Genomic DNA, 24157 nt, shown 5'->3' on the forward strand with positions numbered 1-24157 from the left:
AAGCTCGAAGTATATTTGGCGCCTGGAGCACCTGTCCGGGTGCCTGGCGTAGCCAACCGGGAAGGAAACCTTGACCGAGGCGACCACGACCGGCGCGGACCTGCCCCGCCTGCGCGAGCTCAACTCGCTGAGCATCGTGCGGGCCCTGCGCGACCACCCGCCGTCCACCGTCACCGAGCTGTCCCGCCGTACGGGTCTGTCCCGGCCCGCCGTCGACGTGATCGCGCAGGGGCTGGTCACCGACGGCTGGGCCAGCGTCATCGAGCCGGGCGCCAGCAGCTCCGTCGGACGCCCGGCCCGCCGCTACCGGTTCCGGGCCGGGGCCGGGCACGTGCTCGGCGTCGACGTCGGCGTGCACAAGATACTGGCGCTGCTGGCCGACCTGGACGGCACCATCGTGCGCAGCGTGCGCCACGCCGTCGACGCCCAGGCCGGGCCGGCCGAGCGGCTGGCCGAGCTCGACGCGGTCGTCACCGACTGCCTGGCTCAGGCCGGCAAGACGCCCACCGACATCTGGGCCGTCACCGTCGCGGTCACCGGCGCCGTCGACTCCACCGGGCGCACCAGCTTCTTCACTCCCCTGCCGGGCTGGCAGAGCGTCGACCTCACCACGCACCTGGCCGGCCGGTTCGCGTGCCCGATCGTCATCGAGAACGACTGCAAGCTGGCCGCCCTGGGCGAGCAGTGGCAGGGCGCCGCCACCGACGCCGACGACATCGTCTATCTGCTGGCCGGCCTGCGCACCGGCGCCGGGCTGATCATCGACGGGGTGCTGCGCCGGGGCTTCGGCGGGGCAGCCGGCGAGATCGGCGCCCTGAAGAACGTGCGCTGGCTCAACGCCCCCGAGCACCTGCAGAACTGCCCCGGCGTGCCGGACTCCGTCGGGCCCGACGACGCGGCGGCCTGGGTGTTCAACGCCGCCCGCGACGGGCACAAGGCCGCCCGTACGGCCGTCAACCGCTACGTCAAGGACCTGGCGATCGGCGCCGCCGCGCTCGTGCTGACGCTCGACCCGCAGGTCGTCGTCTTCGGCGGCGGCTTCTCCCGCTCGGCCGACCTGGTGCTGGAGCCGTTGCGCCGCGAACTGGAACGGCTGTGCCTGCGCATGCCGGAGGTGCGCGCCTCGACGCTGGGGGCGGACTCGGTCGCGCTCGGCGCGCTCAAACTGTCGCTCAACGAGGTCGACCAGCGCCTGTTCGGCGGTGGGCTCTCGGCACCGGTCGCACCCCGCCGCTGACCCGTCGCCGACATGCGGCCTGACGCCCCGTCCGAAGGAACGTCAGGCCGTTTCTCACCCGTCAGCGGCCGCGACGCTCGGCACCGTCGGCGCCTTCGAGGTCGATCTCCTCCTTGCGCACCTCACCGCTGACGGTCTGCTGGTCGCGGACGGTCTGCTTGTCGAGCCGCACCCGCTCGACCGGCACGGTCTCGGTCTCCACCACGGGCCGCTCGGCGTGCAGCGTGACCTCGTGCTCCTCCTCGGAGATGCGGGGACCGTCGGTCGCCCGGCCGACGTTGGCGTCGGTGATCGGCTCCCGGGTCAGGGTCGCCTCCTCGTGGGCGACAGGCACATCGACCTGCTGCTGTTCGGTGACGACGTACTTGCGCAGCCGAGCCTTGCCGGCCTGCTCCGTACGGGTGCCGGCGACCAGGCGTTCCTCGGAGCGGGTCATCGCGTCGTCGGTGTCCGGGCCGGACGTGTCGCCCCGGTCGTCCGACTCGTCACGGCGCTGGTCGCGGCCGGTGACCCCGTGGCCCGCGGTGGACACCCCGTAGTAGTGGTACAGCTCCTCCTCCTGGGCCGGGCTCAGGTCGCCGTCCACGTCGATCCGTGGGGCGTCCTTCACCTGCTCCTTGTCGTAGCGCACCTCGATGCGGTCACCGCTGACGGACGCGCCCTCCAGCGGCACGAAGGACTCCTTGAGGCCGAACAGGCCCGTCTTGACCGACACCCACTCCGGGTTGCCGCTCTCGGTGTCGAGATACACCTGTCCGGCGGATCCGATCTTCTCGCCGCCGGTGGAGTAGACGTCGGAGCCGTGAATACGCTGAATGTCGTCTCGCGTGATCATAATTTCCTTCCGTGGGGGTGGCCCCGTTTCAACCGGCGCCGAAGGGTTGATCGAAATGGACAGTGAAGACGCTCGGGAATGGATCGTGGACGCATTCCGCCGAATGGCCGGATCGCCGCCGCTACTGGCCACAGCGGGCAACGAGAACTGTTCCCGCTGGCCTCAGCGATGCCCGGCCGCCGGTGGTTGAAACAGCGGATCACCCGGTCCGGTTGACCCTCGGGGGCCAAACATTCGCCACCCGGATCAGTCGTTTGCCGCCCCGGCCCGGGGGCATTCGCCGGTTACGCGACTGACCAGAGTCGATTTCCGACGGAGCCGGAGTTTCTGATGAGCACCTCCTTTGACCGAGAGCACCCCAAGGCCCCGGGCGCCTCCGCCGCAGGCACCCCGGCTCCGGTTCAGCGCAGCGGCGCCACCGTCGCCGCGAACGACCGGCGCGAGGTCGTGGCCCGCGAGAAGGACCGATACGGCGGCTTCAAGTGGGGTTCGGCGTTCTTCGGCTGGCTGACCGCCACCGGCACCGCCGTCATTCTCACCGCCCTGCTCGTGGCGGCCGGCGCCACAGTGGGCATCGCCACCGGCGCCGACGCCGGCGACGCGCGGACCATCGGGCTTGCCGGCGGTCTCACGCTGCTGGCGGTGATCCTCGTCGCCTACTTCTGCGGCGGGTACGTCGCCGGGCGCATGGCCCGGTTCAGCGGCGTCAAGCAGGGCATCGCCGTGTGGATCTGGGCCGTCGTCATCGCCGTGGCCGTGGCCGTCGCCGGCGCCGCGCTCGGCGACAAGTACGACGTGCTCGATCGGGTGGGCGGCTTCCCCCGCCTGCCGATCGGCGGCGACGACGTCACGACCGGCAGCATCGTCGCCGGTGTGATCGCCCTGGTCGCCGCCCTGGCCGGAGCCGTGGCCGGTGGGCTCGCCGGCATGCGCTACCACCGCCGGGTCGACGCGGCCGGGCTCGGACGCTGACCGCCACCGCACCGAGGAGAACCCGATGATCGACCGCGAGTCCGTGCGCGACGTGTACGGCACCGACGTCTACAGCACCGACGGCGACAAGATCGGCTCGGCCGGCCAGGTGTATCTCGACAACGGCACCGGCGACCCGGCCTGGGTGGCCGTCCGCACCGGACTGTTCGGCCGGAAGGAGTCCTTCGTCCCTGTCCGCGACGCCACTCTCGACGGTGGCCGGCTCGACGTGCCCTTCAGCAAGGACCGGGTCCAGCACGCCCCGCGCCTCGATCACGATCGGGACCTCAGCCCGCAGGACGAGGACGACCTGTACCGCTACTACGAAGCCGGACCGGACCGTGACGGCCGCGCGGACCGTGACGAAGCCGCCGGAACCGGCCACTCCGGCGACGCGCAGACCCGCCCGGAGAAGCAAGACGACATGCAGATCCGCTCGGAGAAGCAGGACGACGCGATGATCCGCTCGGAGGAACGGCTCGTCCCGCACACCCGCACCGAGCCTACGGGCCGGGCCCGGCTGCGCAAATACACCGTCACCGAGGAACAGCAGGTGACTGTGCCGGTCACCCGGGAGGAAGTCCGGCTGGAGCAGGAGCCCGCCCCGGACACCGCCGACGCTTCTCCCCGGCCGGTCGAGCACAACGACGACCGCGGCGACGATGACGGCCCGGCGATGACGTTGTGGGCGGAACGACCCGTCGTCACCACCGAGGCCGTGCCGGTGGAGCGGGTGCGCCTGGGCAAGCGAACCGTCACGGGGTCGGAGACCGTGACCGGCGAGGTGCGCCACGAGCAGGTCGAGCTCGAGACCGGCCCGGGCGACGAGCAGCGGTCCCGCTGATGCCGGCCACGCGAAATGCAAATCCTGCAACTCCTTGTCTTGATATCGATGGGTGCCTATCGTCCCGGAGGTAAGCGCTTTCCTGTCGTGGGGAGGGCGGCGCGGACGGACTCCCGATGATGGAAGCGAGACACGGATGAAACGATCAGTCGCCCTGCGATGGTCGGCCGGGGCCGCCACCGCGGTCACCGCCGCCGCGATCATGATGACGCTGCCGGCCGCCCAGGCCCTCGCGGCCGACAACCTGAGCCTCAACGGCGGCGCCGACGGCTCCAGCAAGGCCGGCGGCACCAGCTACGGCAACGTCAAGGACGGCAACACCGGCACGTACTGGTCGCCCGCCGGCTCGACCGGTTACGTCTCGGTCAAGTGGGGCAGCGCCACGACGGTCTCCTCGGCCGTCATCCGGCACGCCTCGGGCGCCGGCTCGATCAGCGCCTGGCGGCTGCTCAACGGCGACAGCGGGGCCGTGCTGACCAGCGGCAGCGGCAACCCGGGCACGATCACGTTCGCGTCGACGTCGCTGAAGAAGCTGACCCTCGACATCACCGGCGCGTCCGGCGCGCCCCGGATCGCCGAGTTCGAGACGTACAACGGCGGCGGCTCGACCCCGACCACGGCGCCCACGACGCCGCCCACGACCGGCGGTCCCACGACGCCGCCCCCGGCGACCAGCACGCCGACCGGTGCGTGGCCGTCCTCGGCCGGCTCGGTCAGCATCTCGGGCACGGTCAACGTCTCCGGCACCTTCGACGGCGGCATGAAGACGTACTGCTGCATCGGCGACGGCTCGCAGAGCGAGTCCCAGGACCCGATGTTCAAGATCGCCAACGGGGGCACGCTGCAGAACGTCATCCTCGGCTCCCCGGCCGGCGACGGCGTGCACTGCGAAGGCACCTGCACCATCCGCAACGTGTGGTGGAACGACATCGGTGAGGACGCCGCCACCTTCAAGGGCACCGGCGGCGGCACCAGCTACGTCATCGGCGGCGGCGCCCGCAACGGCAGCGACAAGACGTTCCAGCACAACGGCAACGGCACCGTGAGCATCTCCGGCTTCTACCTGAGCGGCTCCGGCAAGCTGTACCGCGGCTGCGGCAACTGCACGAACTCGTACACCCGCCACGTCCGCATCGACAACGTGCTGCTGAACGACATCGACATGGTCGCCGGCATCAACTCCAACTGGGGCGACACGGCCACCATCACCCGGGTCACCCTGAGCAACGCCTCGAGCGCCACCGTGTGCGGCAAGTACCAGGGCGTCGCCAAGGGCAGCGAGCCCAAGTACCTCGGGGCCGGCTGGAACGACGCCAACTGCAAGGTCAGTCAGAGCGACATCACGTACCGCTAGAGCAGTCCGGTCACGGGAGGGGCGTTGAGCGTCCCTCCCGTGACGCGTCACGGCCGCGGGTCGGCCCAGAACCTCTGCAGGACCTGGGCTGCTCGGGGCGGGTCGTCCAGCATCCAGTAGTGGGACAGGCCGTCCAGCCGCTCCACCCGGGCTCCGAAGCGACGAGCCACGTCCTCGTTCCGGGCCCAGGCGCCGGGCGGCAGGTCACCGGTCGGCACCAGCACCAGCCCGGGTGCCGCGACCGGTGCGGTGACGGCTGCGCCCCAGTCCTCGTACAGGTTAGGCCGGGCGGAACGGCACAGGGCCAGGACGGCCCGGCTCATCGCCTCGTCGTGCGCGGCGTCGATCTCCGCACCCACGTCGGCCGGCACGCCACGCGGCGCGAGCAACCGGCCGAACGTGCCGGGAACAACGACCTGCTTCTGCCACCGCGAGGCGCCGTGCCACAGATGGTCCGGGTGCCAGCCGTACGCCACGTCGGAGACCCAGCTCCGCACGGGAACCTCGGGGCAGGCCGAGACCAGACGCATGGCCAGGTGTCCGCCCCAGTCGTGGCCGACGAGGTCGACCGGTTCCGTGAACTCCCGCAGCCGGCTCGCCAGCCAGCCGGCGTACGCGTCCTTGTCCGTCATGCTCAGCGGCCACACCGAGCCGAAACCCGGCAGCCGCAGGGCGACGCTGTCCACGGGCAGGTGGCATCGGAGGCTGCGCCACACCGCCGGCGTCTCCGGGACACCGTGCACAAAAACGACAGTCATCACAATCCTCGGGTCGGCAGTCGTCGGCATGCCGAGTAGACAAGCTGTTCTCACCACACAGTCCAGCGCGCGGGATCACGTCGCCGATCGGAAGATTTTTTGCCCCTCGCGACCCATCCGCACCACCGGCCGTTCCGAATCTCTCTCGTGCGACGGGATCGGGGTGGGCGATGAACGAGCTGGTGGGCGGCCGGTACCGGCTGCTCGAGCTGATCGGCTCGGGCGGGATGGGCCGGGTCTGGCGGGCGCAGGACGAGCTCCTGCAGCGGGTGGTGGCGGTCAAGGAGATCACCGTCCCGTCCACCGCGCTGCTGGCCACGCAGACCATGCGCGAGGCGCGGGCGGCCGCCCGGCTCGACCACCCCGGCGTGATCAGCGTCTACGACGTGGTCTGGCAGCAGGACCGGTCGTGGCTGGTGATGGAGTACGTCGCGTCCCGCTCGCTGCAGGAGGTGATCAAGGACGACGGGCCGCTGTCACCGAGACAGACCGCGCGGCTCGGCCTCCGGGTGCTCTCCGCCCTGCGCAGCGCGCACGCCGCCGGGGTCCTGCACCGCGACGTCAAACCGGGCAACGTTTTGCTCGCGGCGGACGGCCGGATCGTGCTCACCGACTTCGGCCTGGCCGTCATGGGCGACCGCGAGTCGGGCGCGCCCGACCCGCTGCTGGGCTCACCTCACTACGTGGCCCCGGAGCAGCTGCGGGGCCAGGAGACGGGCACGCCGGCCGACCTGTGGTCGCTCGGCGCCACCCTGTGGACCGCGGTGGAGGGGCAGCCGCCGTTCATCCGCGACGACGTCCAGGCGGCCCTGCAGGCGCTGCTCAACGACGCCCCCGGCCCGCCCCGCCGGGCCGGGCCGCTGACCGACCTGTTGCTGGCCCTGCTGGACAAGGACCCGGACCACCGGCCGGACGCGGAGCGGACCGCGGCGTGGCTGGAAACGGTGGCCGGTGAGGCCCGCCCGGCCGGCATCGCGTTCACGCCGGTCGCCCGCGGCATCGCCACCGTCACCCCGCGGCGCCGCCGTCCGCGGGCGGCCGCGGTGGCCGGCCTGTCGCTGGCGTTGCTGGTCACCGGGGGTGGCGCCTACGCCGCCCGGTCGTCGCAGCGAGCCGAGCCACCCCGGCCCGAGGCCGTGCAGACGGCAGCCGCTGCCCCCACTCCCCGGGCCGGTGACCTGTGCGGTCTGGACGCCGACCGGCGGGTCGTCACCGCGGCGACGACCCACGTGCCGGCCGGGCTTCCGCGGGGCTGGATCTGGTCGCGCGACCCGGCCGGGTTCGCGCTCGCCGTGCCCGCCGGGTGGCAGCGTTCGACCAGCGGCAACGAGGTCTGTTTCGGCGATGCCGCGGGGCTGCGGGCCTTCAAGGTGACCCAGTCCCCCGTACGGACCCGGCAACCCCTCGCCTACTGGCAGGCCCGCGAAGCCGACGGCGGCCTGCCCGGTTACCAGCGGATCAGCATGGGCGTCCTGCTGCTCAAGCGGGGCGGGGCCGATTGGGAGTACACGTGGCAGCCCGACTCCGACACCCGGCTGCACGAACGCCGGATCCTCATCGCGACCTCGAACGACCAGTCCTACCTGCTGCGCTGGACCACCGCCGGCGCGGACTGGGCGCGGGCCCAGCCCGTACAGAAGCAGCTGGTGAATCTCTTCGCCTCGGCCCGCTGACCCCTGGAAAGGAACCCGCATGAGACTGCGCCGGACCCTGTACGCCGTGCCCGTCGTGGCCGCGCTGCTGCTGACCACCCCGACCGCTGCCCTCGCCGCGCCCGCCGCCCTCGCCGCGCCCGCCGCCCTCGCCGCGCCCGCCGCCCTCGCCGCGCCCGCCGCCCTCGCCGCGCCCGCCGCCGAGAGCGTGCACGTCAAGCTGCTCGAGCTCAACAACACCGGCGCCGCCGGCGACGCCACCCTGACCACCACGGGCCGCGGCGACCTGCGGATCAGCATCCGCTCGACCGGCCTGGTGCCGAACTCGCCGCACGCCCAGCACCTGCACGGCTCGACCAACGGCATGGACTTCCACTGCCCCGCCATGTCGGCCGACACCGACGGCAACGGCTACGTCAGCACCGAGGAGGGCATGCCGTCCTACGGCGACATCTTCGTCTCGCTGACCACCAAGGGCGACGCGTCCAAGGCGAGCGGCCTCGCGGTCGACCGGATGCCCACCGCCGACGCCCGGGGCAATCTGCAGTACGACCGGACATTCACCTCGGCCGAGCTGCCGCCGGGCACCGTCGAGCACCTCAAGGACCTGCACATCGTGCAGCACGGCGTCGACGCCAACCGCAACGGCAAGTACGACCTGGCCGGGCTCGGCGAATCCACCCTGGCCACGTCGGCCGGGCTCAGCGGCATCCCCGAGGAGGCCACCGACCCGGCCACCTGCGGCATGGTCTCCGGCGCGGCCGTGGGCTCGGTGCCGGTCGGCGGCGTGGCCACCGGCGACGGCAGCACCCGGGACCGGGCCGCGATCTGGTACGGCATTGGCGGGCTGGCCCTGCTCGCGGCCCTCGCCGTCGTCGTGGTCACCCGCCGCCGCTCGTACGTCCTGCCCCGCGCGCAGCGATGAGATGGGCCCGGGTCCTCGCCGTGGCGCTGACGATCGCCGGGACGGCCGCGATCGCCGCCGGCCGCCACGACCAGCCGGCCGCCGAACCACCACTGACATCCTCACCGGCGGCGGCGCCGTCCGCGGCCCCCGGCGCGCTCACCCGGGGCACGCTGCTGCCGACGTCGGCTCCTTCCCGCGTACAGATTCCCGCCCTCGGCGTCGACGAGGCCGTCACCGGTCTCGGGCAGAACCCGGACGGCACCATGCAGGTGCCGTCCGACGCGCACACGGTCGGCTGGTACACCAAGGCCCCCACCCCCGGCTCGCTCGGCCCCGCCGTTCTGGCCGGCCACGTCAACTATCGCGGCACCGACGGCACGTTCGCCCGGCTCTCCACGCTCAAGACCGGTGATCAGGTGAAAGTCACCCGGCAGGACGGGGTCACCGCCGTCTTCGCCGTCACCCGGGTCGACCGGTACGCCAAGAGCCGGTTCCCGGCCGACGCGGTCTACGGCGCCATCGACCATGCCGGCCTCCGCCTGATCACCTGCGGCGGCGACTTCGACCGGGGCAGCGGCCACTACATCGACAACATCGTGGTCTACGCCGAACTCCGCGGCACCGCGTAACCCGCAAGGTCGCCGCACTAGTCTACGAAGCCTCAGGCCACGACCGCGGAGGCAGCGACATGCACGATCCTTCAGGCCGCTGGCATCCGGGTGAAGAGGCGATGCACCGCCTGCTCCGGGTGCCGTACGAGGAAAATCCGACGATCCGGGGCCTGCCCATGGCGTACGCGCTCTGGATGGCGGAAACCCCGCTGCTCGCCCTCGGCACCGTCGACCGGCACGACCGGATCTGGACCACGGTGCTCGGCGGTGCGCCCGGGGTGACCAGGCCCGTCGCACCGCAGACGCTGGGTGTGCACTCCCCCGCCTTGGCCCGGCCCGGGTTCGACCCCGTGCTGGAAGCCCTGCGGACCGACGACGGGCGGCCGGAGAAACTGGTCGCGGGTCTGGCCATCGACCTGGAACAGCGGACGCGGGTGAAGATCGCCGGGCGGGTGCGGCAAAGCGCGGTCCAGGCCACGCAGATCGCGGTGACCGTCGACGAGACGCTCGGCAACTGCCCCAAATATCTCAACCGGAAAGCCGTACGGCCGCACGAAGCCTCCCCGCAGCTGGTCAGTGACGCGCTTCCGTTGCCGCCTGAGGCGGTGGACCTCATCGCCCGGGCCGACATCTTCTTCCTCTCCAGCCGCCACGGCACCGAGAGCATGGACACCAACAACCGTGGCGGCGCGCCGGGCTTCGTGCGGGTCCGCAGCAACTCGGACGACGAGGGGGTCACCCTGATCTACCCGGAGTACTCCGGGAACCGGCTCTATCAGACGCTGGGCAATCTGCGGACCGACCCGGCCGTGGGCATGACCTTCCCCGACTTCGAGACCGGCGACGTCCTGTATCTCACGGGCCGCGCGGAGGTTCTGATCGGTGCCGGCGCGGCGGCGGTGCTGCCGCACAGCAAGATCGCCGTCCGGGTCACCGTGGAGGCGGCCCGCTTCGTGACGGACGGGCTGCCGTTCCGGGGCCGCCTGCTCGATCCTTCCCCGTACAACCCGCCGGTGCGCAGACTGGCCCGGGAGTCGGCGCCCCTCGTGGCGGCGGGTGGCAAGGCCGTCGCCCGGCTGCTGCACAAGCATCCGGTCACGCCCACGATCACGCGCTACACCTTCCGGCTCAGCCCCGACCCGGCCCACCGGCTCGAGCCGTGGCGGGCCGGCCAGCACGTCACTCTGGACTTCTCCGCCCGGCTCGATCGGGGCTGGTCGCACATGCGCGATCACGATCCACGGTCGCTCAACGACGACTACGTCCGGACCTTCACCATCTCCAGCCCGCCGCCCCTCGGCCCGCACACCCTCGACGGCGTCGCCTTCGACATCACCGTACGCAGGAACGGACCGGCCACGGGCCTGCTGGCCCGGTGGACCCCACTGTCCACCCTGGACGTCACGGTCCTCGGATTCGGTGGCGGCGCCCGGTACGCCGACACGCCGGCCGGCTCCGCCATCGTCGTGGTGGCCGCCGGTGTCGGGATCACCCCCCTGATGGCGCAAGCGCCGGACCTCCTGCGATCCGGACGCGACCTGCGGCTCCTGTGGACGTTGCGCGCAGCCGACCTGCCCCTGGCGGCCGACGTCCTGGAACGGATCGACGGGCTGGCCGCGGTGACCACCCTGTTCGTCACCGGCCCGGCACCTGCCGTCCTGCCGGGAGTCGCGGCGCACACCCGCAGAATCACCAAGACCGACGTGCTGAACGCGGGCGTCCAGGGCCGGCGCCGTTTCCACGTGTGCGCCTGCCCCCAGTTGAGAGACGACGTGCTGGGATGGGTGGAAGACGAGCCCGTACGGTCGGAGAGCTTCGACTACTGAATCGCTGCGCGGCGTCTCAGGATCGGTAGCGGCCACTGAGGACGGTGAGGACGTCGGAGTAGCGGCCCTCGGCCACGGCGTTGCGCTGCCACTTCACGCGTTCGACGAGGATCTGCTCGGCCTTCGGGTCGGCCCGCAACAGGCTCATCACCTCGTCCAGGAAGTCGTCCAGCGGCATCGCCACCTCGGAGTTCTGCTGACCCATCAGCGTGGTGCGGGTGGCCGGCGGCACGAGTTCGATCACCCGGACGTTGCTGCCGGTCAGTTGGACGCGCAGGCTTTCGGTGTACGAGTGGACGGCGGCCTTGGTGGCGTTGTAGGTCGGCGTGGCGGGCAGCGGCACGTACGCCAGACCGGAACTGACCGTCATGACCGTCGCGGCCGGCTGGGTGAGCAGGCCGGGCAGGAACGCGGTGATCAGGCGGATCGGTCCGAGCAGGTTGACCTCGACCGTACGCTCGGCGACCTCCAGCGACGCCGGGTCGCGCAGATCCTCGGGCTCCATGATCCCGGCCATGGTGATCAGGGTGTCCAGGCCCGGAAAACGGGTGGCGAGGTCGTCGCGGGCCGCGGTGATCGACGCCGGGTCGGTGATGTCGATGGTGACCGTGCCGATACCGGGGTGTTCAGCGGCGATCCGCTCGAGCAGCTCCGTGCGGCGGCCGCCCACGACGACGGTTTTGCCCTCCGCGTGCAGGCGCAGGGCCAGTCCGAGGCCGATGCCGGAGGTCGCACCGGGAATGAAGACGACGTTCATGATGGCCCTTCAGGGGAGATTGCGGGTAGGGGAAAGCTTCAGGCGAACTTCTGATTGCCGAGCACGCCGAGGAAGGCGATCTGCTCGTGCGCGTCCGACCCGGGCCGGGGCCGGAAAATCACCAGCCGATGCCCGCTGGCCGGGCTGAGCACGACATCGCATTGCAGGTCGAGCACGCCCACCAGCGGATGCCGGATGAGCTTGGGTGCCGAGGTCAGCGGCGCGACCAGTTGCTGCGCCCACAGGCCGGCGAATTCGGCGCTGCGCTCGAGCAGGTCGGCCACCAGCCCGTGCGCGAACCGGTCGCCCGCCGGACGCTGAGCCACCCCGGCCCGCAAGTCGGCCGCGTAGGCCCGGCCGATCCGTTCGTGCTCGCCCGGGTCGTTGGCGTCCCGCGAAGCCGGATCGGCGAACCAGCGCCACGTCACGTTCGCCTCGAAACCGGGCAGACCGGTCCAGACCCCGAACAGGTTCTCCGCCGCCCGGTTCTGCGCGACGATCGTCAGCAGGTCATCGGTCACCTGAGCCGGCGTGGACCCGAGCGCGTCCAGCAGATACAACATGGCCGGGTCGACGTGGCCCAGCGGTGAGCGCGGCTCCGGCGGCTGCTGCCCGGCCAGGCGGAACAGGTAATCCTGTTCGTCGCCACTGAGCCGGATGGCCCGGGCCAAACCAGCCAGCGCCGCCGCGGACGGGGTGCGCACCCGGCCCTGCTCCAGCCGGGAGTAATAATCCGGCGACAGCGCGGCCAAGCCGGCCACTTCCTCCCGGCGCAGCCCCGGGGTGCGCCGCCGGCCACCCGCGGGGAGCCCCACGTCCTCCGGCCGCAACCGTTCCCGCCGGTGCCGCAGGAACTCGCCGAGCGCCTTGTCGTCCACGTCCACCTCCCCTCTCTCCGGCGTGAAACCAGCATCGCCGGAGAGAACCGGGATATGAAGGCCGCGTTCAGCCTAGGTAACGCAGACCCTGGCTACCGCCCGTTCCAGCGGCGCGGGGTCGACCAGGACCGCAGCGCCAGGGTGTCCTGCAACTCGTCGAGACCGACGGTGCCGGTGTGCCGGGGCGCCGGCCCCGACGCGGCTCGGGGTCCGGACGAAGGCAAACGCCGGCGTGGGGAGACTTCCGAAGCGGGGTCGGACCCGCCCCTGAGCGTCGCCCGGGTGCGCCCTGAGTGAGCAGGGAGCCGGCGCCTCTCGCCCGCCTGCCGCACGCCGTCTACCGCCCGCTGCCACCTCGCGCCGCCCGCCGCCTGCCGAGCGCCGTTACCTCGTGCCGCCCGCCGCCTACCTCTCGCCGCCTGCCATCCACCTCTCGCCACCGGCCACCCACTGCTGCTTCCCGCTGCCCGCGTCGCGCTGCTTGCTTCTCGCCGCCCACCCCTCGCCCCTCGCTTTACGGCGCCCGCACTGATGCCTTTTCGTCGCTGGCCTTCGATGCTGGTTTCGCAAAGCAGATCTACTCGGCTCGTCCTAATTTGTTCCGCCCCGGACTTTGACTCGTACCCAAATCGATCCCGCGGAGCGGCCCTCTATTGCCACGATTTAAGCTCGACCACAGAGTGATGAGTTGCAGCTAGCCGCAGGCTAAGAACGGCCGCGAATGGTCACCGCAACCAAAGTAATCAATGAAACCACCAAGCGGATGTGAGCCGCTGAAGCCTCACCCAGGAAACCCACTGGGCGCCCGAGAGTCACCACGAGGATCTAAATTTGGTCACCCGTGGCGACTTTCATGCGCCCACGGGTTGTCCATGGTCACCCGAGGTGGCCTCCTTCCTCTGGGCGAGTCATCGAAGTTACTTTGGTTACGCCAAGACGCTGGTAACGGTGACCACTCACGGCCGCATGATGACTTGCGCCAGCGGCAACTCATCATGCGGTGGTCAAGCTTGAACCGTGGCGATAAAGGCCGCTCCGCGGTTTCCGGTTTGCTCACGGTCAACGCCGCTGGGGCTGATCAGCCGAACTGATGGGTTCGCTTTTCCGTTTGTCAAAAGCGGGCATCGAAGGCCGAGCACCGCGAGTCCGGGGGCCGGTCGGGGCCGCGGGCCGAGGGCGAGAGCCGAGGCGCGGGCCGGGAGGCAGGCCAGGTGCCGGGGAGGGGATGCAGGCCGCGCGCGAGAGCCGGAGCACAGGCCGGGAGGCAGGCCAGGTGCCGGGGAGCGGATGCAGGCCGCGGGCGGTCGGCGGCCGTTGGCCGGCGCGGGAGGTGCTCAAGCCGACCAGAACGGCCGCGCCCGGTGAGCCCGGCCCCGCGAGCCCCCAGCGCGAGAACCGAACCCGGTGCCGGAACCCCGGACGGCACGACGGCTCGTGCGGGAATCACCGCCGCAAGGCGCCGGTCAGCCTGCCGCTCGGCACGGCAGCGGCCGCGCAGGCGGGCGGTGTCCTCGGCGGCGAGAAGCAGCGCGGCCGGCAGGGGGCGTTCCGGCGGCATCAAAGTCAGGTCAGGGCGACATCGTCGAACCAGACGGTTCCCGTGTTGTCGCCGGACTTCAGGTGCAGTTGGACGCCGGCGGCCCCGGCTGGGGCGACCGCGTCCACGGTGAGCAGGGTCCAGGTGGTGGTGCCGGTGGGCAGGCGGTTGGAGGTGTGCTGACTGATCCACGCGCCGTTGATGTCGAACCAGCTCAGCGCCAGCTCGGTGATGCCGGTGGCGGCGGCGCCGCGGGCGAAGGCTTCGGCGTGCCATGACTGTCCGGCTTGGACCGGCGTGATGGGTGAGGTGAGCAGGGAGGGCAGCCCGCTGCCGGTGCGGGTGGTGCCGGTGAACCGGGCCGATTGGAGGCCGGTGCGTGGCAGGTCGGTGGTGATCGCGGCGGCGCCGGCCTGGGGCAGGTATTGCCGCCACGGGGAGTTGGCCGTGGGGGCCTCGAAGCCCAGGTTGAGGATGCTGTTGGGTGTGGTCGCGCTGGTCCAGGCGCCGTTGACCACGGTGGCGGCGAACTTCGCGGTGCCGTCGGTGCGGTGCAGGCCGTACTTGTATTGCGCGGGTTGGGTGGAGACTGACGAGTTGGCGGGGATGGCGCCGGCGGCGAAGTCGTTGAAGGTCCACGGGGCCACCGAGCCGATGCCCGCGACCTGGGCCGCCCGGTAGACGCGGGCCAGGTAGGCGCCCTGTTCGCCTTCGCTGGTGGACACGGTGCTGAGGCCGGTCTCGCCGATCACCAGCGGGGCCGGCGCGACGGCGGCCTGGGCGCGGCGGATCTCGGCCAGGGACCGTTCGGACGGCCCGTAGAAGTGGAAGTCGTAGTAGTCCGGCGGGGTGGTGGCGAGCTGCGACTTCAGACTGGTCAGGCCGGGGGCGCCGCTGGTTCCGTCGACGGTCAGGGTGAGCGGCATGGCCGGCAGGGTGGCCCGGATCGCCGGGATCAGCTGACGGGCCCAGGCCATCGCGGTGGCGTCGCCGGGCGAGATCTCGTTCTTCAGCTCGACGGTGATCACCCGGGGGTCGTCCACGTACGGGTGGAGAACGCTCAGCGCCCAGATGACGCTGTTGTCGATGTCGGTGTAGTTGGACCACCAGTCGAACAGGGTCAGCTTGACGTCCAGCCCGTTGGTGTCGGCCAGGCCGATGAACTGGGCCAGCCGCGCGGTGTAGGTCGCCGACGGTGTCGGGTAGCCGAACGTCTGCGGGAAGACGATGACCCGTACGGTGTCGGCGCCGAGCGCGGCCGCCTTGGCCAGGTCGGTGTTGATCCGTACGGGGTCGAAGGCGGTCCACATGTTCGTCCAGCCCGCGTTGGCCGGGTAGTAGTTCACCGTTTTCGCGTTCAGGACGGCGGTCATCCGGCTGGCGAGCGTGGGCGCGTCGGCGCGCGCGGGGGCGGCCGGAAGCACCGTACAGAGAAGGAAAACCGCCAGGACGAGGGCACGAGCACGACATTCGCGCATACGGACCAGGCCTTCGCATCATCGAGTGTGCGTCTATCGATGACGGTAAGTTCCGCCGGCGGCGTGCAGCAACGACGGGCGTGTGCCAACTACGTCAGTCGGCGACGACCAGGGCCTGCGGGGCGGCCTGTTTCATCCGGGTGCGCTCCCTCCCGTGCCGTCCCGGCCGACCGATCCGACTACCCCGGGCCGGCGGTGATTAACGCAGGCCGGGGCGGGTAGCGCGGCAGGGAGGCAACCGAAGGAGACGATGATGGCGATCGCGACGACCAACCCGGTCACCGGCGAGGTGCTCAAGACGTTCGAGGCGCTGACCGAGCAGCAGATCGACGAGGCGATCGGCCGGTCCGAAGCCGGCTTCCGGGCGCTCCGCAAGACCTCGTACGCGCAGCGCGCGGCGTGGATGCGGGCGGCCGCCGACCTGCTCGAGGCGGAGCAGGACGACGTGGGCGCGCTGATGACCCAGGAGATGGGCAAGACGTTCGCGGCGGCCAAGGCCGAAGTGGTCAAATGCGCCAACGCCTGCCGGTTCTACGCCGACAACGCCGAGCGCTTCCTGGCCGACGAGCCGGTCGAGGCGTCCGAGGTGGGCGCGGCCCGGGCGTACGCACGTTTCCAGCCGCTGGGGCCGGTGCTGGCGGTGATGCCGTGGAACTTTCCGCTGTGGCAGGCCATGCGGTTCGCCGCGCCGGCGCTGATGGCGGGCAACACCGGCCTGCTCAAGCACGCCTCCAACGTCCCGCAGACCGCGCTCTACCTGGGCGAACTGTTCGGCCGGGCGGGTTTTCCGGCCGGGGCGTTCCAGACGCTGCTGGTCGGCTCGGACGCCGTCGAGAAGATCCTTTCCGATTCCCGCGTACGGGCGGCGACGCTCACCGGCAGCGAAGGCGCGGGCCGGTCGATCGCCGCGATCGCCGGCCGGGAACTGAAGAAGACCGTGCTCGAGCTGGGCGGCAGTGACCCGTACGTGGTGCTGCCGACGGCCGACCTGGACCGGGCTGCGCAGGTCGCGACCACCTCACGCTGCCAGAACAACGGCCAGTCGTGCATCGCGGCCAAGCGGTTCATCGTGCACACCGACGTCTACGACCAGTTCGTCGACACCTTCGTGGCGCACATGTCGGCGCTGACCGTGGGCGACCCGATGGCCGACGGCACCGACGTGGGGCCGCTGGCCACCGAGCAGGGGCGCGAGGACGTCGAGGCCCAGGTGGCCGACGCCGTGGCCAAGGGCGCCACCGTACGCTGCGGCGGCACGGCACCCGAGGGCGACGGCTGGTGGTACCCGCCGACCGTGGTCACCGACCTCACCCCCGACATGCGCATGTACGCCGAGGAGGTCTTCGGCCCGGTCGCCGGCGTCTACCGGGCGGCGTCGATCGACGAGGCGATCGAACTGGCCAACGCGACCTCGTACGGGCTGGGCGCCAACGCCTGGACCGACGACCCCGACGAGCAGCAGCGCCTGGTCACCGAGCTCGACGCGGGCGCGGTGTTCATCAACGGGATGGTCACCTCGTACCCGCAGCTGCCGTTCGGCGGCGTGAAGAACTCGGGCTACGGGCGGGAACTGTCCGCCGCGGGGATCAGGGAGTTCTGCAACCAGAAAACCGTCTGGATCGGCGACAGCGGCGGCGCCGACATCGACTCGGCCACCGAGTAGAAGAGCCGTTTCCACGTACGGGCCCGATCACGGACGCGGGCGGCACGACCGTTCCGGTGCCGCCCGTCATCGCGTCGAGCTGCTGGGGACCTCGGTCTCCGGCGGTCCGCCGCCCTGCCCCGTGCGCTCATTGGCTCGGTCCAGCAGTTGCATGACGGGAGTGACCGCGATGCCGTGAATCACCACCGAGACCACGACCACGAAACCGATCGTGGCCCAGATCAGGTCGGCCCCCGGGAAGGCGGCATGGGTGAGGGCATAGGACAGGTAGTAGAAGGATCCGATGCCGCGGATGCCGAACGAGGCGATGACCCAGTGCTCCGCCGTGTGCCCGGGCGCGCCGCGCAAGGACAGGAAGCCGGACAACGGCCGGATCACGAAGATGAGGCACAGCCCGGCCAGCGCGGCCGGCCAGGTGAGCGGGCCGAGCAGGCCGCCGACGAGAGCGCCCCCGAACAGCAGGAGCAACAGGACGGTCAGCAGTCGTTCGGTCTGCTCGGCGAAATCGTGCAGCACCTGGTGGTAGTCGTGGGACCGTTCGGCCGCGCGGATGGCGCGGGCGGCGACGAAGACGGCCAGGAACCCGTACCCGCCGGCCACCTCGACCACCCCGTAGGCCAGGAAAGTGGCGGCCAGGGCCAGGAAACCCTCGGAGTGCCGGGCCAGGCGCAGAGCCTCGGCCTGAGGCCGGAAGAACAGCCAGCCCAGGACCTTACCGACGAGGATGCCGCCGACGACACCAGCCGCAATCTTGTAGATCAGGTCCTGCCAGGCCCACTCCCCCACCCAGCCCAGGCCGGTGGTTCCGGCCATGGCGATGGCGGCGTACACGAACGGGAACGCCAGTCCGTCGTTGAGCCCGGCCTCCGAGGTCAGCGCGAACCGGACCTCGTCCTCGGAGTCCTCCCTTTCGGTCGGCTCACCGACCTGCACGTCCGCCGCCAGCACCGGGTCGGTCGGGGCCAGCGCGGCGCCCAGCAGCAGCGCCGCCGCCGGGACCAGCCCGGCCCACCACCAGCCCAGCAGGGCGACCCCGGCGATCGTCACCGGCATGGCCACCGCCAGCAGCCGCCAGGTGGACGACCAGCCCCGCAGGCTGAGCGGGCGGTCGATCTTCAGACCGGCCCCCATCAGAGCAACGATCACGCCGAGTTCCGTCAGGTGCTCGGTCACCTTGGGGTGCGCCAGCGGGTCGGCCTCGGGCAGGCCGATCGGCAGGCCGAAGACCAGCATGCCCAGCCCGAGGAAAGCGATGGGCATGGACAGCGGCCGGCGTTCCAGCAGGCGCGGCAGGATGCCCGCGAGCAGCGCGCCGAACCCGATGACCGCGAAAACCACATCACCTGTCTGCACGGTCAGGCCTCCGCACGAGCCGGGGGACGGGCTGAAGCGGAACGAGAGGGGGGCACGGCAGCTCCGGGTCGCAGGCAGGGGGTGAAGCGCCGACCAGATTCCCCGGCACATCTGGCGTGACGTTTACCGCCGCACTCACCCGGCTAAACCACGGCGAGCTCATTCTCGGACCGGCCCGAGGTCGGGACCACAGCGAAACTCCGGTCCGGCCGGTAAGGTGGGACGTGGTGCGCCGGGAAGTCTGGTCGGCAGATGCTGACCCGACCCCGGAACCGGAGCCGTCCCGTGACTCAAGCACCTCGTCTGTTCAGCCGTGGATCGTGGGCCGAGGCCCGCCGCGTCGCTGACGTCTTGCGCAAGGAGACCATCGGCGGCGCCCTGTTGCTGCTGGGCACGGTGATCGCCCTGGTCTGGGCCAACTCGCCGTGGTCCGGCCGCTACGACGCCCTGGTGGCGTACGAGGTCGGCCCGGCCGCGCTGCACCTCGACCTGTCCCTGGGCACGTGGGCCGCTGACGGCCTGCTGGCCATCTTCTTCTTCGTCGCCGGGCTGGAACTCAAACGTGAGTTCGTCGCGGGTGACCTGCGGGACCCGCGGCGGGCGGCCGTCCCGGTCGCCGCGGCTGTCGGCGGCGTCGTCGTGCCGGCCCTCTGCTACGTCGTGCTTAACCTCGGCGGCGCGCTGAAGGGCTGGGCGATCCCCACCGCCACCGATATCGCCTTCGCCCTGGCCGTGCTGGCCGTCGTCGGCCGGTTCCTGCCCTCGGCGCTGCGGACCTTCCTGCTGACCCTGGCCGTGGTCGACGACCTGCTGGCCATTCTGATCATCGCGGTTTTCTACACCGCGCAGCTGTCGATCATTCCGCTGCTGGCCGCGCTCGCGCCCCTGGGCCTGTTCACCGTGCTGGTGCAGCGACGCGTGCGGTCGTGGTGGCTGCTGCTGCCCCTGGCCTTCACGGCCTGGGCTCTGGTGCACGCTTCCGGGGTGCACGCCACCGTCGCCGGGGTGCTGCTCGGCTTCGCCGTGCCCGTCCTGCGCCGCGACGGCGCCGAAGGCCACGGCCTGGCCGAGCACTTCGAGCACCGCTTCCGCCCGCTGTCCGCGGGGATCGCCGTCCCGATCTTCGCTTTCTTCGCGGCCGGAGTGACGGTCGGCGGGCTCGACGGGCTGCGTTCGGCGCTCACCGACCCGATCGCGCTGGGCATCATGGCCGGCCTGATCGTCGGCAAGCCCATCGGCATCGTGCTGGCCACCTGGCTGACGGCCCGCTTCACCCGCGCCCGGATCGACACCGGCCTGACCTGGGTCGACGTCACCGGTCTGGCCATGCTCGGCGGTATCGGATTCACCGTCTCGCTGCTCATCGGTGAACTCGCCTTCGGCACCGGCAGCGAGAGCGACGACCACGTCAAGGTCGCCGTGCTCCTCGGCTCGCTGGCCGCCGCCCTGCTGGCCACGGTCGTCCTGCGCATGCGCAACCGCACCTACCGGCAGCTGCATGCGGCCGAGCAAGTCGACCGCGACAACGACAACATTCCCGACGTCTACCAGCACTGATTCCGCTCACCCGACTTCGCTTCTCGTGCGCCCAGACGTGCGCGGGAACGGCGAAGTGGGGCATCTTGCGGCGGGATCGGGCTCTAGAGTGCCGTCATGGCAGAGGCAGGAGCGGACTGGCGAATAGTCGACGGCGTCATGACGGCCTGGTTCGACGCCCCGTCGCTGACTGCGGCGGCCGGGCTGGCCGGGCGAGTTGTGGAGCTGCCGGCCGAGATCGCGGTTGATCTGCGCTCGACGGGCGTACGGGTGCGCCTCGCATCGGATCAGCACGCCGGTGCGGTGTCGGCGGCCGCGCGCGACCTCGGGTTCCGCGCCGATCCGGCCGCGCTGCAGCAGGTGAGCGTCGTGGTCGAGGCCGCGGATGCGCCGGTCGTGCGACGGTTCTGGCAGGGCGTGCTCGGCTACGTGCCCGGTCCGGACGGTGGTCTGGTGGACCCGTTGCGGCGAGACCCCGCCGTACGGGTGAGGACGTTGCCCGAGCCGCGCCCGTTGCGCAATCGCATCCACCTCGACGTGGTGCGCCCGGCGGCAGTGGTCGAGCGGGTGGGCCTGGGCCCGGGATCAGGACCGTACGGGGTCTGTCAGCCCGACCCGGAAGGCAACGAGGTCGACCTGGTGCCGGGCGCGGCGCTCGACACGGCCGACTGGCAGGCGGTGTTCAGCACCATCGCGTGTTATCGCACCACCTCGCCGGCGCAGCAGCGGGAACTGGCCACCACCGCGGCGGCGCTGGCCGGCGACGCGGGCTTCCCGCTGCTGATCGACCTGCGGCCCGGGCTCGTGATCCTCGACAGCGGCAAGGATCAGTGGGAGGACGGCGCCTACCTCGACCTCGCGGGCCGCCTGCAGACGGCCGCACGCGAACTGGGGGCCACCGCGGATCCGGGGCTGCCGCACTTCGCCCAGCTCTTCCTGGACGCCGCCGACGTCGAGGCGGTTCGCGCGTTCTGGCTGACCGCGCTCGGCTACACCGGCGACCGGCGGGCCGGGGTGAGCGACATCCACGACCCGCGGCGGCTGAACCCGGTGCTGGTGTTCCAGCAGCTCGACACTGCGGACACGGCACGGCGGCGGCAGCGCAACCGCATCCACGTCGAGCTTGCTGTGCCGGCGGACCTCGTACGGGCACGCCTCGGCACGATGCTCGCGGCCGGGGGCCGGCTGCTCGAGGAATCGCCGGATCGCCTGCTGATAGCCGACCCCGAAGGCAACGAAGTGGTGATCGGTCGATGAGTGAGAGGTCCACGCGGCGCACCCGGCCACCGCACACCGTGATGGCGGCGTGTGTTCTCATCGGCATCGCCTGTGTGCTGTTCTTCGTGACGCTGGTCCGCGACGACGATCTCCAGGGGGCCGGCTATGTCATCGGATCGCTGCTGATCTGCTCCGCGGTCGGCTACTCGTTCGTCGTCAAGCTCCTGCAGCGGTCCCGGGGCATCGCGTGGCTCGTCATGGCGGTCGCCGCGGTGCAGGTGCTCGCCGCGCCGGCTGAATGGCAGTACCAGCACACGATTTCGGCCGACGGCGTGCTCCGGGCCCTGGTCGGTGGCACCATCGCCGTCCTGCTGGCCCTGCCGCCCTCCCGGGCCTGGTTCCGGCCGCGAACCACGGCCTCCTAACCCGTACGGGCGACGAGCGCGGTGAGCAGCGCGGCCGGGGTGCGGGGGTCGTCCAAGGTGACGGCGAAGGGGCGGCCGTCGGTCTGATGAACGACCAGGCCGGGGCCGCGGCGCAGCACCAGAGCGGCCCGCGCCGGGGTGACGCGGTAACCCCAGCCGCCCCACTCCAGCGGCTCGATCTCGGCCTCCTCGACCCCGGTGATCTCGGCCAGCCCGATGGTCTTGAGCGGCAGATTGAGCAGGCCGGCCGTCACGCGCAGGCCGCGCCGGTCGGCGGTGACCCGGATGCGGCCGAAGACGAGCACGCCCACCACCGGCACGGCGAGCACGGGCCAGATCGGGGCCTGCCCGACGGCCGCCACGACGGCGACCAGCAGCGCGGCCGCCGCCAACGAGGCCAGCAGCACCGGGGCCCGCAGGGTGACGCTGTACGCGGCACGCTCCGTGGGCGCCAGGTCGAGCGGGGCGACGGACGCGGGTGGCGGCTGCACCCCAGCCGGTGCGGGCCCCACCACCAGCGCAACGACGGCACCCCAGGCCAGTCCGGCCACGAAATACAGCAGGCGCCAGCCCAGCCGCGGATCGGCCGGGCTGTCCAGGGTGGCGGTGGCCGTGGCGACCCAGACGCCCGCGGCACCGCCGGCCAGCGCCCCGGCCGCGCCCAGCAGGTAGCGCAGACCAGCCGCGCCGCCCCCGGAGCGCAGGGCGGCCACGACGCCGGCCAGGCCGGCCACCACGCCGGTGACCAGCATCGCCGTCCAGAAGACGCCCGTCGAGCTGAATCCGTCGGCCGGGCCGGTGCCGCTCCAATGCGTGGCCATCCGGTCGGGCAGCCGGTCGGACCAGGCCGCCCAGGTGACCGCGGTGACCGCGGCCGGAAGCCACATTCCGATGATCGCGGCCATTGTCCTCGGTCGATTCATGGCTGTGCCTCCTTCACTATCGCGAGCATTTCCGCGTCGGCCAGGCCCTGCCGGCGGGCCTCGCCCACGAATTGGCGGGCCAGCTCGACGAGCCGCAGGCGGGCCGCGTCGGCGTCGCCGCGGATCACCGCGCCCCGGCCGCGCCGCAGCTCGATCAGGTCCTCGTCGCGCAGCTTCGCGTAGGCCCGCAGCACGGTGTGCAGGTTGACGTCGAGCACGTCGGCCAGCTCACGGGCGGCCGGCAGCCGCTCCCCCGGTGTCAGGTCGCCCCGCAGGATGCCCCCACGAACCTGCGCAGCAATCTGATCGGCCAGCGGCTCGGCCGCCGCCACGTCCACCCGGAACAACATGTTTGCATTCTACTATAACAAACACTCGCTGACCTAGTGGGTGACGTGGGCGGCCGGGCGGCACGGATTGGGCGGGTGGCGCCGTGCGGCCGTCGCGGCCTGGAGGCGCCGCGCGAGCGACGCGGGCGGAGCGAGCAGCGCGGGGCCGGCGAGCAGCGCGGGGCCGGCGAGCAGCGCGGGGCCGGCGAGCAGCGCGGGGCCGGCGAGCAGCGCGGGGCCGGCGAGCAGCGCGGGGCCGGCGAGCAGCGCGGGGCCGGCGAGCAGCGCGGGGCCGGCGAGCAGCGCGGGGCCGGTAGCGGCGGGGCGCCGGTGGCGGCGGGGCACGGACGAGTAGCGCGGCGCGAGCGACGCGGGCGAGGGAGCAGCGCGGGGCCGGCGAGCACCGCGGGGCCGGTGGCGGCGGGGCGCCGGTGGCGGCGGGGCACGGACGAGTAGCGCGGCGCGAGCGACGCGGGCGAGGGAGCAGCGCGGGGCCGGCGAGCACCGCGGGGCCGTCAGCGGCGGGGCGCCGGTGGCAGCGGGGCACGGACGAGTAGCGCGGCGCGGCTCGGGCGGGCTGGCGCCGCGCGGCCATAGCGGGCGGGAGGCGCGGCACCGACGAGGGGCACGACACCGACGAGGGGCACGGCTCGGACAAGGGGCATGGCGCGTTAGCGGGCGAGCGCGGTGGGCTAGCGGCGCGGGCGGGAGGCGCGACACGGGCAGCGCGGCGCGAAGGAACGCCGGCGGAAGGCGCGGCGGTTGAAACGGCACGAGGCCGCTATAACAACCACTCGCCGACCGGAGGGTGGTGTGGGCGGCCGGGGTGGCGCCGTGCGGCCGGCGCAAGGCGCGGGGCGGACGAGCGGCGCGATGGTGCAGCGCTGGCGAGCGACGCGATCGAGTGGCGCAGCGCGGTTGCACAGCACGGACGGTTGGCGCGGCGCGGGGCGCGTGAGCGGCGCGGGGCGCGTGAGCGGCGCGGGGCGCGTGAGCGGCGCGGGGCGGGCGGCGCGACACGGGCGGGGCGGCGCGGGCTCAATCAGGGCGGGGCGCGGCCCGAC

21 protein-coding genes, 1 tRNA gene and 1 pseudogene are annotated in these 24157 nt (G+C 72.0%); 13 read left to right on the forward strand and 10 right to left on the reverse strand.

The window, feature by feature from the left end; all coding sequences use genetic code 11:
• Positions 1 to 70 precede the first annotated feature (70 nt).
• The gene (locus tag BKA14_RS16275; RefSeq protein WP_184951781.1) at positions 71 to 1237 is read left to right on the forward strand and encodes an ROK family transcriptional regulator; all 1167 of its coding nucleotides are present in this window, start codon (positions 71 to 73) and stop codon (positions 1235 to 1237) included.
• Between the two features lie 61 nt (positions 1238 to 1298).
• Here the strand turns inward: BKA14_RS16275 and BKA14_RS16280 are convergent, their stop codons facing one another.
• The gene (locus tag BKA14_RS16280) at positions 1299 to 2072 is read right to left on the reverse strand and encodes a DUF2382 domain-containing protein (protein WP_184951782.1); all 774 of its coding nucleotides are present in this window, start codon (positions 2070 to 2072) and stop codon (positions 1299 to 1301) included.
• A gap of 330 nt (positions 2073 to 2402) precedes the next feature.
• Between BKA14_RS16280 and BKA14_RS16285 the strand changes: the two genes are divergently transcribed.
• The 3 genes from BKA14_RS16285 to BKA14_RS16295 all read left to right on the forward strand — a co-directional run bounded on the left by BKA14_RS16285 (position 2403) and on the right by BKA14_RS16295 (position 5242).
• Positions 2403 to 3044 carry a hypothetical protein gene (locus tag BKA14_RS16285; protein ID WP_184951783.1) on the forward strand — a complete coding sequence of 214 codons (642 nt, stop codon included), beginning with the start codon at positions 2403 to 2405 and terminating at the stop codon, positions 3042 to 3044.
• Positions 3045 to 3069: 25 nt separating this feature from the next.
• Positions 3070 to 3888 (forward strand): PRC and DUF2382 domain-containing protein, encoded by an 819-nt coding sequence (locus BKA14_RS16290; RefSeq protein WP_184951784.1) that lies wholly within the window; start codon positions 3070 to 3072, stop codon positions 3886 to 3888.
• Positions 3889 to 4024: 136 nt separating this feature from the next.
• The gene (locus tag BKA14_RS16295; RefSeq protein ID WP_184951785.1) at positions 4025 to 5242 is read left to right on the forward strand and encodes a pectate lyase; all 1218 of its coding nucleotides are present in this window, start codon (positions 4025 to 4027) and stop codon (positions 5240 to 5242) included.
• Positions 5243 to 5289: 47 nt separating this feature from the next.
• On the opposite strand, the gene BKA14_RS16300 is transcribed toward BKA14_RS16295, so the two are convergent.
• Positions 5290 to 6000 (reverse strand): alpha/beta fold hydrolase, encoded by a 711-nt coding sequence (locus tag BKA14_RS16300; RefSeq protein WP_184951786.1) that lies wholly within the window; start codon positions 5998 to 6000, stop codon positions 5290 to 5292.
• 170 nt (positions 6001 to 6170) lie between these two features.
• On the opposite strand from BKA14_RS16300, the gene BKA14_RS16305 reads away from it, so the two are divergent.
• From BKA14_RS16305 to BKA14_RS16320, 4 genes are all read left to right on the forward strand, one after another.
• Positions 6171 to 7673, forward strand: coding sequence for a protein kinase domain-containing protein (locus BKA14_RS16305; protein ID WP_184951787.1), 1503 nt, complete (start codon positions 6171 to 6173; stop codon positions 7671 to 7673).
• A 19-nt stretch (positions 7674 to 7692) separates the two neighbouring features.
• Positions 7693 to 8577, forward strand: a complete 885-nt coding sequence (locus BKA14_RS16310; protein WP_184951788.1) for a GVDTG sorting domain-containing protein — start codon at positions 7693 to 7695, stop codon at positions 8575 to 8577.
• Positions 8578 to 8597: 20 nt separating this feature from the next.
• Entirely contained in the window at positions 8598 to 9188 is a 591-nt protein-coding gene (locus tag BKA14_RS16315) for a class F sortase (protein WP_239093762.1), read from the forward strand.
• A 101-nt stretch (positions 9189 to 9289) separates the two neighbouring features.
• Positions 9290 to 10996 (forward strand): pyridoxamine 5'-phosphate oxidase family protein, encoded by a 1707-nt coding sequence (locus tag BKA14_RS16320; RefSeq protein WP_184951790.1) that lies wholly within the window; start codon positions 9290 to 9292, stop codon positions 10994 to 10996.
• A gap of 16 nt (positions 10997 to 11012) precedes the next feature.
• Here BKA14_RS16320 and BKA14_RS16325 read toward each other — a convergent pair whose 3' ends face one another.
• Complete coding sequence (locus BKA14_RS16325; protein WP_184951791.1) at positions 11013 to 11753, reverse strand: SDR family oxidoreductase; 741 nt, start codon at positions 11751 to 11753, stop codon at positions 11013 to 11015.
• A 38-nt stretch (positions 11754 to 11791) separates the two neighbouring features.
• Positions 11792 to 12316, reverse strand: coding sequence for an MmyB family transcriptional regulator (locus tag BKA14_RS16330; protein WP_184951792.1), 525 nt, complete (start codon positions 12314 to 12316; stop codon positions 11792 to 11794).
• 6 nt (positions 12317 to 12322) lie between these two features.
• Between BKA14_RS16330 and BKA14_RS16335 the strand changes: the two genes are divergently transcribed.
• Positions 12323 to 12401, forward strand: a tRNA-OTHER gene (locus BKA14_RS16335).
• On the opposite strand, the pseudogene BKA14_RS45570 reads toward BKA14_RS16335, so the two are convergent.
• Together BKA14_RS45570 and BKA14_RS16345 are read right to left on the reverse strand one after the other, a co-directional pair.
• Positions 12395 to 12637 (reverse strand): annotated as a pseudogene (locus tag BKA14_RS45570) (helix-turn-helix domain-containing protein); the annotation flags it as partial. The gene BKA14_RS16335 and the pseudogene BKA14_RS45570 overlap by 7 nt on opposite strands.
• Before the next feature lie 1557 nt (positions 12638 to 14194).
• Complete coding sequence (locus tag BKA14_RS16345) at positions 14195 to 15541, reverse strand: cellulase family glycosylhydrolase (protein WP_239093760.1); 1347 nt, start codon at positions 15539 to 15541, stop codon at positions 14195 to 14197.
• 358 nt (positions 15542 to 15899) lie between these two features.
• Between BKA14_RS16345 and BKA14_RS16350 the strand changes: the two genes are divergently transcribed.
• Positions 15900 to 17309 (forward strand): NADP-dependent succinic semialdehyde dehydrogenase, encoded by a 1410-nt coding sequence (locus tag BKA14_RS16350; RefSeq protein WP_184951794.1) that lies wholly within the window; start codon positions 15900 to 15902, stop codon positions 17307 to 17309.
• 66 nt (positions 17310 to 17375) lie between these two features.
• Here the strand turns inward: BKA14_RS16350 and BKA14_RS16355 are convergent, their stop codons facing one another.
• Positions 17376 to 18662 (reverse strand): cation:proton antiporter, encoded by a 1287-nt coding sequence (locus BKA14_RS16355; protein WP_184951795.1) that lies wholly within the window; start codon positions 18660 to 18662, stop codon positions 17376 to 17378.
• Positions 18663 to 18914: 252 nt separating this feature from the next.
• Between BKA14_RS16355 and nhaA the strand changes: the two genes are divergently transcribed.
• The 3 genes from nhaA (at position 18915) to BKA14_RS16370 (ending at position 21841) form a co-directional block, all read left to right on the forward strand.
• Positions 18915 to 20219, forward strand: a complete 1305-nt coding sequence (gene nhaA, locus BKA14_RS16360; protein WP_184951796.1) for a Na+/H+ antiporter NhaA — start codon at positions 18915 to 18917, stop codon at positions 20217 to 20219.
• A 96-nt stretch (positions 20220 to 20315) separates the two neighbouring features.
• Positions 20316 to 21455 (forward strand): VOC family protein, encoded by a 1140-nt coding sequence (locus tag BKA14_RS16365; RefSeq protein WP_184951797.1) that lies wholly within the window; start codon positions 20316 to 20318, stop codon positions 21453 to 21455.
• Positions 21452 to 21841, forward strand: a complete 390-nt coding sequence (locus tag BKA14_RS16370; RefSeq protein ID WP_184951798.1) for a hypothetical protein — start codon at positions 21452 to 21454, stop codon at positions 21839 to 21841. The genes BKA14_RS16365 and BKA14_RS16370 overlap by 4 nt, the downstream gene beginning before the upstream one ends.
• Here BKA14_RS16370 and BKA14_RS16375 read toward each other — a convergent pair.
• The 3 genes from BKA14_RS16375 to BKA14_RS16385 are packed head-to-tail and all read right to left on the reverse strand — an operon-like array spanning position 21838 to position 23438.
• A complete protein-coding gene (locus tag BKA14_RS16375; protein ID WP_184951799.1) occupies positions 21838 to 22764 on the reverse strand; it encodes a DUF1648 domain-containing protein in 927 nt (308 codons plus the stop codon). The two genes, BKA14_RS16370 and BKA14_RS16375, sit on opposite strands and share 4 nt — an antisense overlap.
• On the reverse strand, positions 22761 to 23114 hold the full coding sequence (locus BKA14_RS16380) for a GntR family transcriptional regulator (protein ID WP_184951800.1): 354 nt from the start codon (positions 23112 to 23114) through the stop codon (positions 22761 to 22763). The genes BKA14_RS16375 and BKA14_RS16380 overlap by 4 nt, the downstream gene beginning before the upstream one ends.
• 33 nt (positions 23115 to 23147) lie before the next feature.
• Entirely contained in the window at positions 23148 to 23438 is a 291-nt protein-coding gene (locus tag BKA14_RS16385) for a hypothetical protein (RefSeq protein WP_184951801.1), read from the reverse strand.
• Positions 23439 to 24157: the final 719 nt, after the last annotated feature.

The sequence above is a fragment of the Paractinoplanes abujensis genome (genome assembly GCF_014204895.1).
GTDB lineage: Bacteria > Actinomycetota > Actinomycetes > Mycobacteriales > Micromonosporaceae > Actinoplanes > Actinoplanes abujensis.